The organism is Desulforhopalus sp. IMCC35007 (assembly GCF_005116575.1).
Classification (GTDB): Bacteria; Desulfobacterota; Desulfobulbia; order Desulfobulbales; family Desulfocapsaceae; genus Desulforhopalus_A.
This window is the reverse complement of sequence record NZ_SWCN01000027.1, coordinates 53,712-64,683: the sequence shown is the minus strand read 5'-3', so window position 1 is coordinate 64,683 and position 10,972 is coordinate 53,712. Positions and strand designations below refer to the sequence as shown.

Here is a 10,972-nt window from a genome sequence, read left to right as displayed (position 1 = left end):
ATTGTTATCGCTTTAACCGTAGATTTAAGTTGGCAGATATGGTTGCTTCCCTCCTCAAATACTGTTTAAAAACTCCACCGATGCCATACCGACTGTTGAAAATGGCTGAAGTTCGGTGGTAATCAGAAAAAAAATTGTAGGAGGATATATGTATTCTTCTCTTAATAAATCAGTCTCATACGAAGCATTGTTACATTTTATCGAAACCTTTGAAAAATCTTATGACGTCAGGTCAAATTCTTCTGAACCGCAACTGGCCAATACGAGCACCGTGGAAGGAATGATTCAAGTTGCTAACGACTTATTGTTGGGATCTGCAACAGCTACAGCACATCACCTTTTTTAGGAGCTTCCCTTATAGAGGAAACGGCAACTGATTAATTGTCTTGCATCTCACATTGTAATAATTGAGCAGAATACCAGTTTTGTGATGAACTCTTTAACAGGGAGATCGTGTTAGTTGCCTTCCTGTATCCGTCTACTTCAGCGACCAGATTCATTAATTTGAGGAACTATACCAACGATATTTATTCTCATATGCGAGCTTTAGCTGTTTGAAAAGCAATATTTCTGTCCTTTATAAATAACCTCCGCATCATTTCCAGCAAATGAATACGGACCAATGCAACCTCCATAACCCGGCCATCTGCTTGGAAATGGGAGAAAAGGGTCTTTGCTGGAAAAAACACAAAGACTCTCACCAGACAAAATTCCTGATTTTGATATAAGTCAAAGTAGCATCCCCCCTTCTCTGTTAGCATCCTATTATAGGTGTTGAACCAGGCTCTGAATTAACAGGTACGCTGGGAGGTCTGTTGTGGAGAAATACAGAAGCAAAGGGATAAAGGACATCATCGCTGAATTTCCCGGAGTCGAGAAAATTCTCGAGGAATATGGCATTGGCTGTGGCCCTTGCACCGTTGGCATCTGTCAGCTAAAGGATATTCTTGAAATCCATCAAATACCCAGAGAAGCAGAAGAAGAGCTGATGTGCCGCATCGAGGCTGCTATCTACCCTGAAAGAAATCTCCACGTTTCGTCGCACAGTGCAGGAAAGCTGACATCTTCAGGTAAGCAGGTTTTTTCTGCTCCACTCCAGGTTCTGGTCGATGAGCATAAACTCATCAAACGCTGGCTACTGCTGATACCACAGCTGATTAAAGACTTCGACTTCACTTCTGCAGAGGACCGACGGGTAGTTGAACACGGTATCGACTTCATCCGCTCCTATGCCGACCACCTGCATCATGGCAAGGAAGAAGACATTCTCTTCACTTATTTCGATGACACTGCGGAAATATTTCGTGTCATCTATGAAGATCACCGGAAAGCACGAGCCCTTGTTCAAGAAATGCTCTATGCCCTTGATACAGTAAACATTGAAGTTCTTACCTCTAACTTGCAGGAATATGCCGCTCTCCTGTCAGAGCATATCCACAAGGAGGATGAAGTACTCTTTCCCTGGCTGGACAGCAGGCTGGCGAAGGAACAAGTAAATGAACTCACAACCCGTTTTGAAAATTTTGACAGAAGACTTGCTTTGAATGACCGAAAATTTCAGCTCTTCATCGAAGGACTTGAGCATCAGTTTAGCTGACACAACTTACCTGCACGCCCCACAAACTGCAGAGAACAAGGATCACGAAACAGAAGGAGAATAAACCATGTGTGAGAGCTATCATGTACAATGCCAGTGCGGCAGAAAAAGTGCAGAGATTTTTTTTGGTAAGATGCTCCTCGATGAAAAATCCGTCACCACCCTCTTCTGCCCTGACTGTGGTCAGGGACAAGAACACGACCGACCCGAGAGGGTTTGGGACAACGGATGGATACTTGAGTTGGATATGGATATCATCAGGTCCCATGCATCCACTTTCGGAATAGATAGAGATCAACTGAATGCGAGTTGGATCTTCGACCAAGGCTATGTCACCTGGGTCGGTATCACTCCGGATGACACCGCAACACGCAACATGGAACGGGAAGAAATTCAAGCTCTTGCCAAAACTGACCTGCTGGCCTACATCCAGGCGATGAAAGAATGGGGCCTCACGCGGGAAAAACGCTTTATCAGTGAAGGTTGGCGAAAAATGAGGTAACCGAGCACAATCAGCAGGCTGTCTTGAGACCGATAAGGTGTCAGGCAAGGTGTTTCGAGTTCCACCCCGAATCACACACTGTTTACTGTGTCACGTGGCAACACTTGTTGTTGCCTGTACTCCACTTTCCACTACACTCATATGCGCGAAGAGAGACTCAATTGCTGGGAGTTCAAAAAGTGCGGCGGAGAACCAGGCGGCAAGAACGTTCAAGACATGGGGGGCCAGCCGCCCTTGATGACTCCTTCGACGGTATAAACAGCGGAATTAATGCAGGAAGAACAGACGATCTGGTACTGCGAGCAGATTATTTCGGAGTTGCAGAGGTCTACAGACCTGAAATCAACGGCTGATTCGCTTGTCAAGGTCGCCCTAAAAATGGGGGATGGACAATATCACCTTGGACGTGGCTAAATACTTCCCGGTCTGAGCCTGCCATCCTGGACCAGCGGGAGCATTTGAACAGGATATTACGCAAATATTTCACACTTGAATCAATGCTCATCAACCAACGAGAAATCAATAGTTCGCCTGGCCATGATGAACGCTTACATTCGGACCTCCAGGGTCCGCTTCTTTTTCTGCCAAACTTTGCAGGCAGGGGGTGAACCATGGAACAAAAGCAACCAGATACTTCGCGACCTCGACTGGGGGTAGTGGTCGGTGGATCCGGGTTGGTCGGTGGTACTATTGTCAACTACTTCAAAAGCAAAGCGGAAGACCAGATTGATGTTCGGGCTCCGAACTCCAAAAAAATGTCCCTGCGGGAACCTGACGATATCCGCAAGTATCTGCTGGATCTGCAGCCCGACTTCATCGTTAATGCAGCAATCTCCAACATCAACGCTGACGAAAAGCTTTCTTTCGATATTAATTATCTTGGTCCGTATCTCCTTGCTAAAACTGCCATTGAGCTGAACATCCCATACATCCATATCAGTTCTGCCGCGACCCTGAAACTGGGCAGCAAAATTTCCGAAGACGAGCAGCGTGATTTCTCGCCCGGTCTCTCCAATTACACCCGTTCCAAACTTATGGCGGAAAGAACTCTGGCCCATCTACACCGCACCGAGGACCTGGACTACACCGTGGTCAGGCTTGCCGCCGTCTACGGTAACCATGACCACAAGATTCAGGGCATCCAGCGAATGATGTTTGCCGTAGCCGACGAATCGATGCCGGTAATGTTCACCAAAAAAGGTGTTTTACATTCCTATTCCAACTGCCGAAAGCTACCCTATTTCATTGATCATGTCCTCAATCACCGTGACGAATTCTGCGGTGGCGACTACAATTTCGTCGATCGCAATCCGGTGGAACTCAGAGAGCTGATACTTGCCATCAAAACTTTTCTGGAGGTCAAATACCCGAAGGATATCTGTGTCCCCTACCCACTGGCTCGCTTCGGTCAGCGCTCGACCACCCTGTTGCTGAGGGTGCTGCGCAAATTCGGATTGAAGGCGGATCTGCCGCCGGAGCTGATCTTTCTCCGCCAGTTTTACATTTCCCAGACCCTCAATTGCGATCGGTTGCAGCGTTCGAGTTTTGTCGATCCAATGCCCGATGTGAACATTCTAAGCATGCTGCCGGAGATGATTTTTTACTATCTCACCCGCTGGAACCACCAGAACCTGATATCTACTTTCAAAGAGAAGACAGCGGAGAGCAACAGCTTCTGCAATACCTTCATCCATCAACCCGACCAACTGCTTGATGCAGTCCATGCAGGCCAGCTGGATGCGAAAAACTATACGATAAAATGCACTTCCCAGGTCGATACAACGAAGTCAGCAGTAATATAACAGGACTCACTAAAAACTGCAGGGCCAGGTAGCAGAAAGCGAGTATTCAAAGTGTACCAGAAGTAGTGATATTGTTGTGTGAAAAAAACCAGTATGTACCAAGTGGTACACTATGCCAAAACCTGGATATTGAACGAGGCCAATATTTTATTCAATTAGACTCGTTACTATCCAAAGGCTGCCCGAGCCATGAACCGGGGCCGAGTACCCGGCGCCTATGTGCCTGATGCCCTTTATAAACAAGTCGTTCAGCAATGATAAGGGTCTTGACCTCTTTATTGGTTGTAGTTGAGAGTTTATGGCCCGGTATATTGAGCAATAACAAGAGTAATGTTATCTGTTCCTCCCTTTGCCAAAGCATAATCGACAAGAGAATCTGCCGTTTTTTTGAGATCTTCAGCCTTTCGAAGTTCGGCCTCAATAATCTCCGGCAATACCGGATTGTGAAAGCCATCGGTAGTCAGTAAGAGAAAATCTCCCACTTCGAGAGACACCACACCTGTCTCCGGTCCTTCCATGGCGTTACCCAATGCCTGGTCAAGAATGTTTCGTGAATAGTGATCGGCTACTTCTTCCAGAGAAATCTCGCCCTCTTCCACCAGATATCTTGCAAGATTCTGGTCTTTGGTTATTGGCAGCAACTTCTCCCCTCTGTACATAGTCAAGCGACTGTCTCCGACGTGAACCCAGAAAGCTGAATTATCTCTTATAAAAACACAGAGAAGAGTAGTGCCCAGACCATAAAGTTGTTCGTCTTTTTCTCCGAGTTCTATAAGAAATTTATCTGTCTCGACCGCCAATGACGAGAGCATATCAGTTTCTTTCCCCCGTGGAATACAGGATAAATTTGCCATTTTACCCCTGACGATCTCAGCTGCATAATCTCCTGCGGCTTGCCCTCCCATTCCATCGGCCACAGCAAAGAGGATAGTCTCGTCCTTAAATTTTTTAATGAGGAACCTGTCTTCATTAGACTTTCTGACAAGCCCGACGTGGGTGGTTGCATAGAAAGAAAAGTTATCCACAATTAATTTAAAAGAGTGCTCTTCTTCCTGCACCATTTTGTAAAATCCACAACTTTTACACGTATCTATTTTTTCCGCGTATGTGCCGGAGATTTTGTGATCACAAAAAGTACCTGCAATAAGCCAGCAGGCTCTTCCACCATTCAGCCCGTTGTTAAACATATGAAACGTGTTTTCAGCGGCTGCAGGACAGACACCTTCCTTCTCTGCTTTGTTTCCACCAGGTTGGCGGCCACATTCTTTGTATTTCCAACAGTTCATTTTTGATTTCGTCATTACCGTCACTGAATAGGCGTTATCGATTTCTCGGTTTACTTGACCTTTGTATTGTTAACGCTAAAAGAAAGATTAAGGTCATTTGATCGTCTGCTGAAATCCTCGATTAACCGATCAAAATCATCTTGCTGTTGGTATTCACAACTCAGAGTAATAGTGGTGCTTATTTCATGATTTTTCTTGATCAACTTATTCGGGTATGTATTTTCTGCCCCCAGCGTATTTATCGCCTCAGCAGCATTGTGATAGCGTTTTTTTTCACGGTGCTGGGTTGCTTTCAAGATAAATTCCCTCAATTTTGGGATGATATCAGGTTTACAAACGATTGGGTCAGGAAGGATTCTCTCCTTGTGACTTTGATACATTTCGGTGATTTCTCTATTGGAAAAGGGCTTTTTGCCGGTGACAAGCTCAAATGCAGTTATCCCGAGGGCGTATATATCACTGGACTGATCAGCCTGACTCCCTTCAAGGAGTTCAGGCGCCTGATAGGCAAAAGCACCACCTATTTGTTCGTCCTCAGTGCCGATTTCACAAGCCAAACCAAAGTCCAGTATTTTTACACGATCGTCCGGCAGTACCATTATATTTGCCGGATTTATATCCCGGTGTACTATCCCTTTATCGTGGGCATATCTCAAGCCAGCACATACCTGATAGATGATTTTTAAAGCAAGCAGCTGGGGAATAACTCTTAGACGTGCAAGGAGGTCTTGCAGGGATTCCCCTTCAAGATATTCTGAAATAATGAAAACCGTTTTATACCTTTCTTCAAAATCATATACCTTGAGAATATTGTCGTGGTTGAGTGATGCAATTATCTGTGCCTCATTCTTAAAGTGCAAAAGGAAACTATGATCAACTACCATATGGTGTCGCATCATTTTAACAGCAACAGCCATTCTCAAGTCTTTGTGGATAGCTTTATAAACAATTGAATAGGCACCTCTACCTATTATATCCGTCAATATATATTTCCCTATTTTTCGATCGGCGACAGGGCGTTTTGAGTCAAATTGACTTGCTACAATTTCAGTAACTAAGGATAGAAGCTCTGGGTTGTTATGCGACATGTTGTCAATCTGGTGCTTGTTGAGCACCCACAGATTCATGTCTGTTTCAGCTTCTGCATGTGCTTCACTGGGCTCACCGGTAAACAAACCAAGTATTCCGACAATATCACCTTTCCCCCAGTGCCCCGCCGGATAGAGTTCTCCATTTTTTTCAACAACCGTCAGGCAGGTACCTTCCTGGATGATATAAGCGGTCTCTCCTCTCGTTCCCTGGACAAGAAAACGTTCGCCAGCTCTGATCGATATATATTTCAATTCCTCAAGAAATGAATCATCCAACGTGTCGAGCAGAAATTTGAGCAATTTCGTTGGGTTGTCACTTTCTTCTTCCTGACGGCTGACCAGCTGAAAAAAATCGCATTTTATACATGAGTCACGTTTTGCATGAAAGGGGCCCTGTTTTTCACCATCACAGAATGTTCCGGCCACCGCCCAGCATATTCGCCCACCATTCTTTCCTCTGTTTGTGCCATCAAAAGAATGGTCGAGAACCGCTGGACATATCCCCATTTCCAAAACGTTACTGCCGTTTGGTTCTCTCCCGCATTTTTTGAATTCCCAACAGTTGAGTTTTTTCTCAATCATGTGCATCCATTGACTCGAAAGACGAGTGGTTAGGGTTTTGGAAATAAGGTAGTCCAAGACTCTATTTCTTCGAAAAATCAGATAAACTCAGCAGGTCCATGGCCGACGTACGGTTCCGCTCCCCGCTTCTTACAATACCACATCGTGGTAGCTGGAAATAGCCAACCCTACCTCACTTAAGCTACCAGCGATACAATATTTACTACAATCATCGAACTTTCATAAAATGAAATTGACCTAAATCAATTTAATTGAATCTTTTTATGATAAAATATGATAAGCGCAAAATGCGATTACTCTACGCACCAAGTTTAAATTTAAGTCTCGAAGTAGATCTAGATTTGCATTTTCTGATGTACGGAGAACCACCACAGAAGTGGCATTGGACCAGGATTTTTTAATTGATTTAGATCATTACCAGTACAAAGACCGCAAAACCTTTCTTCAAAATGTTGCTACGCGTGATAGCTTGAAGATGACAACACCATACACGAGATGAAGATTTTTAAAAAAACCCAAAACATACCTCTTGATTGGGTGCAATTGTGCAAATAAAAACATCAAACACAATACTCTACTGCAGAAAATGGAAAGAGACAGTTTCCTTCTATAGAGATGTGCTGAAACTTGATCTGCATTTCGTCAATGATTGGTTTGTTGAATTTTCTTTAAATAGTGGAGCAAGACTGAGCATCGCAAACGAAGAGAGTGCATCGATCAAGAGCTGTAGCGGCAATGGTATTACTATATGTTTTCAGATAGATGATATTCAAATTATGCACACTTGCTTGATGAACTTGAGGGTCAATCCAACCCAGATAAAGGTGATTTGGGGATCCAAGGCATTTTATGTTTACGATCCTGAAGGAAATAGAATTGAATTTTGGTCAGAAACGCTCGGCAATGTAGATGGTTAGAAGTTGTGCTGTTGTTTGAGACTAACAGACAACATCAATTGGCTTAAGTATCGATAAGCGGAAAGTTGATTGGTTCAAAAAGGTTCCGCATAGAAAAATCTCAACTACATATCAAAAGGGCAACCATGAGAATTAAAAAAAATACCACTAAGAGACAAATAAACTCAATTCGTCTAGCAGTGCTTACTACCAGTGTCTGTTTTATTATCAGTCTCAGTCTTGCATCTGAAGTACACCTCCCCGAAAAACATTCACCGGAACAACCTGCTGAACTGCATCTTTCACACGATTTGAAAGAAGTTTTAAATCAGGAGATGAACGAGATTGAGAAAGGGATGATGGCAATCATCCCAGCAATTGCAGCAGGTAATTGGCAGGCGCTTGCCCAGTTGGCGCAAAAAATCAAAGACAGCTTTATTCTCAAGCAAAAGCTTACCGAAGACCAGATGCAAGAACTCCATCATTCTTTACCGAGCGGATTTATTGAAATGGATCAAGAGTTTCACACAACAGCCGGAAAATTGGCCCATGCCGCTCATCAGAGCGATGGAGAGCTTGTGAACTTTTATTTCTATAAGCTTCACAGTCAATGCATGAGTTGCCACGCAAAATATGCACCCAAACGGTTTTCTAACTTAAAAAGCAGCCACCAGGCTGGGACAGGTCATCATTAAAGACGATTAAATGCCCCACCAGCATCAACCGCTCACGGTCGTGTTAGTGACTTAAGAATGATTTAATACCGATTTCGCCAGGCTTACTTGGGGGCTTTGTCCCTGAGGTAACTATAGAATTGTTCCCGATGACTCAATCAGGAGAAATGATATGATTAAAGCCAATAACGGTAATGAGACAGAAAAAGTAACCGCCTCTCAAGAAAATACATTCCTCAACCCAACCCCCATGCTCGATGAGTTGGAAAACGGGCTTTGGCCCAGCTTCATTTCCGGTCTCAAAGAGTTGGCCGAGCGTACCAGAAAACCAATACTGCGCGGCTTGCTGGACCAGCTCGAGTACTCCTATCAGACCAAGACAGGCTACTGGCAGGGAAGTCTCGTGACGGTTCACGGTTACGGCAGTGGGGTTGTCGGCCGCCGCAGTATGATCAAAGATAAGATTCCAGAGGCTGCCGAGTTTCATACCTTCCGTGTGCAACCCGCCCCCGGATTGCACTACAACACCAAAATGTTGCGTAATCTCTGCGATACCTGGGAAAAACACGGTTCCGGATTAATTGCCCTGCATGGGCAGACCGGAGATATCATGCTGCAGGGAATTGAAGAGGCTAAAGTTCAGGAATGCTTTGATGAGATTAATCAGGCAGGTTGGGATCTTGGAGGAGCAGGTGCAGCTATGCGGTCCGCCGCCTCGTGTGTTGGTCCCGCCCGATGTGAACATGCCTGTTATGACACGTTAAAACTGCATTACAAAACACTAACCCATTTTGTGAGTGAAATTCACCGGCCGCAATATAATTATAAATTCAAATTCAAGTTTTCCGGATGCCCCAACGACTGCACCAACTCCATTTTTCGCTCTGATATGGCGGTTATCGGCATGTGGAAAGATTCGATCCAGGTGGATGCGGCAGCGGTACAAACCTGGATTGACAAAAACAGCATTGATTCCCTGGTGAATATTGTCATCAATAATTGTCCGACCCGGGCCATCTTACTAAAAAAAGGGAAAATGGTCATTGATAACAAAAACTGTATCCGTTGCATGCACTGCATTAACGTGATGCCCCAGGCCCTGTCTCCTGGCAAAGAACGAGGAGTGACTCTGCTGCTTGGCGGCAAGAACGTCCTGAAAGTAGGCACAATGGGCGGGACAATGATCGTGCCGTTCCACAAGATGGAAACAGATGAAGATGTCCAGAACTTCATACACCTCAGTGAAACCATCATTGAATGGTGGAATGACAATGGCTTTGATCACGAGCGCATCGGCGAAACCATTGAACGGGTCGGGTTGAAGCAGTTTCTTGACGGCGTAGGCCTGGAAGCCTCAATCGATATGGTGACACAACCACGGAGTAATCCTTACTACAAGTCTGAATATTGATGAGGATAGAGGAGAAGATCATGAATACAAAAAGAACCTGGAAAACTGTTGAATCAGGCCCTCGTGATTATCAGGAAGCTCTTCATCCGGTAGTAAGAAAGAATTATGGAAAATGGCACTACCACGAGATGCTTAAACCCGGAGTCTTAAAACATGTTGCCGAAAACGGTGATATCCTTTTCACGGTCAGGGCTGGCACTCCGCGTCAGGATTCGGTCGATCTGATCAGACGGATATGCGACATAGCAGACAAATATGCAGATGGCTATCTTCGTTTTACCGTTCGTAATAATGTGGAATTCATGACCTCAGATGAAACAAACGTTGAATTGTTGATCAAGGAGCTTACAGCAATTGGCCTGCCTGTCGGAGGAGCAGGTCCCTGCGTTTCTGCAATAGCCCATACGCAGGGGTGGCTGCATTGTGATATCCCGGCAACCGATGCCTCCGGAGTGGTCAAGGCCCTCATGGACAGCTTGATTGACGATTTCAAGAGCTTGCGGATGCCCAGCAAGGTGCGGCTTTCAACTTCCTGTTGTGCCATTAACTGTGGTGGCCAGGTAGACATTGCCATTGTTGTCAAACACACCCGGCCTCCCCGCATCAATCACGAGATCCTGGGAAATATCTGTGAAATGCCCAAGGTTGTCGCCCGCTGTCCGGTTGCGGCAATACGGCCGGAGGTTGTCAATGACAAACCATCTCTTATTGTCGACAATGATAAATGCATGTACTGCGGAGCCTGTTTTGGTGCCTGTCCGGCAATGGAAATTAATCACCCGGAACATTCAAAATTTGCAATCTGGGTGGGTGGTAAAAATTCCAATGCCCGGTCTAAACCCTCTGTCATGAGCCTGGTTGCTCATAATCTGCCCAATAACCCACCGCGCTGGCCGGAAGTTACACAGGTTGTCGGCCAAATCTTAGCAGCTTTCAAAAAAGAGGGGCGCCCCTGGGAGCGAATGGGCGAGTGGATTGCCCGGGTCGGCTGGAAACATTTTTTTGAAGCAACCGGGCTGGTTTTCGACAAGGATATGATAGACAGCTATCGTCATGCCAGAACCACCTTTAACCAGTCGGCACATCTGCGGTTTTAGGAGGAGATTCTTCTGTAATGGTGCCCTATCCCCT

11 protein-coding genes and 1 pseudogene are annotated in these 10,972 nt (G+C 45.3%); 10 read left to right on the top strand and 2 right to left on the bottom strand.

Features of this window, described 5'->3' with window-relative positions:
- The 6 genes and pseudogenes from FCL48_RS25565 to FCL48_RS21295 form a co-directional block, all read left to right on the top strand.
- A pseudogene (locus FCL48_RS25565) lies at positions 1-122 on the top strand (IS1595 family transposase); the annotation flags it as partial.
- Between the two features lie 26 nt (positions 123-148).
- Positions 149-346: a hypothetical protein gene (locus FCL48_RS21310; RefSeq protein ID WP_136875467.1), complete on the top strand. Its 198-nt coding sequence runs from the start codon at positions 149-151 to the stop codon at positions 344-346.
- Positions 347-817: 471 nt separating this feature from the next.
- Entirely contained in the window at positions 818-1,597 is a 780-nt protein-coding gene (locus tag FCL48_RS21305) for a hemerythrin domain-containing protein (RefSeq protein WP_136875465.1), read from the top strand.
- 67 nt (positions 1,598-1,664) lie between these two features.
- Complete coding sequence (locus FCL48_RS21300) at positions 1,665-2,099, top strand: hypothetical protein (RefSeq protein ID WP_136875463.1); 435 nt, start codon at positions 1,665-1,667, stop codon at positions 2,097-2,099.
- A 179-nt stretch (positions 2,100-2,278) separates the two neighbouring features.
- On the top strand, positions 2,279-2,452 hold the full coding sequence (locus FCL48_RS25065; RefSeq protein WP_169309316.1) for a hypothetical protein: 174 nt from the start codon (positions 2,279-2,281) through the stop codon (positions 2,450-2,452).
- 258 nt (positions 2,453-2,710) lie between these two features.
- On the top strand, positions 2,711-3,901 hold the full coding sequence (locus FCL48_RS21295; RefSeq protein WP_136875461.1) for an NAD-dependent epimerase/dehydratase family protein: 1,191 nt from the start codon (positions 2,711-2,713) through the stop codon (positions 3,899-3,901).
- Positions 3,902-4,197: 296 nt separating this feature from the next.
- On the opposite strand, the gene FCL48_RS21290 is transcribed toward FCL48_RS21295, so the two are convergent.
- Both FCL48_RS21290 and FCL48_RS21285 read right to left on the bottom strand, forming a co-directional pair.
- Positions 4,198-5,202, bottom strand: coding sequence for a PP2C family serine/threonine-protein phosphatase (locus FCL48_RS21290; protein WP_136875459.1), 1,005 nt, complete (start codon positions 5,200-5,202; stop codon positions 4,198-4,200).
- 35 nt (positions 5,203-5,237) lie between these two features.
- Positions 5,238-6,860 (bottom strand): protein kinase, encoded by a 1,623-nt coding sequence (locus FCL48_RS21285; protein ID WP_169309315.1) that lies wholly within the window; start codon positions 6,858-6,860, stop codon positions 5,238-5,240.
- Positions 6,861-7,405: 545 nt separating this feature from the next.
- Between FCL48_RS21285 and FCL48_RS21280 the strand changes: the two genes are divergently transcribed.
- The 4 genes from FCL48_RS21280 to dsrB all read left to right on the top strand — a co-directional run bounded on the left by FCL48_RS21280 (position 7,406) and on the right by dsrB (position 10,938).
- Complete coding sequence (locus tag FCL48_RS21280; RefSeq protein WP_136875455.1) at positions 7,406-7,777, top strand: VOC family protein; 372 nt, start codon at positions 7,406-7,408, stop codon at positions 7,775-7,777.
- 125 nt (positions 7,778-7,902) lie between these two features.
- Positions 7,903-8,451 (top strand): cytochrome c, encoded by a 549-nt coding sequence (locus tag FCL48_RS21275; RefSeq protein ID WP_136875453.1) that lies wholly within the window; start codon positions 7,903-7,905, stop codon positions 8,449-8,451.
- A 151-nt stretch (positions 8,452-8,602) separates the two neighbouring features.
- Entirely contained in the window at positions 8,603-9,841 is a 1,239-nt protein-coding gene (gene dsrA / locus FCL48_RS21270; RefSeq protein WP_136875451.1) for a dissimilatory-type sulfite reductase subunit alpha, read from the top strand.
- Between the two features lie 20 nt (positions 9,842-9,861).
- Positions 9,862-10,938 (top strand): dissimilatory-type sulfite reductase subunit beta, encoded by a 1,077-nt coding sequence (dsrB, locus tag FCL48_RS21265; RefSeq protein WP_205747795.1) that lies wholly within the window; start codon positions 9,862-9,864, stop codon positions 10,936-10,938.
- The last annotated feature ends 34 nt before the right edge of the window (positions 10,939-10,972 follow it).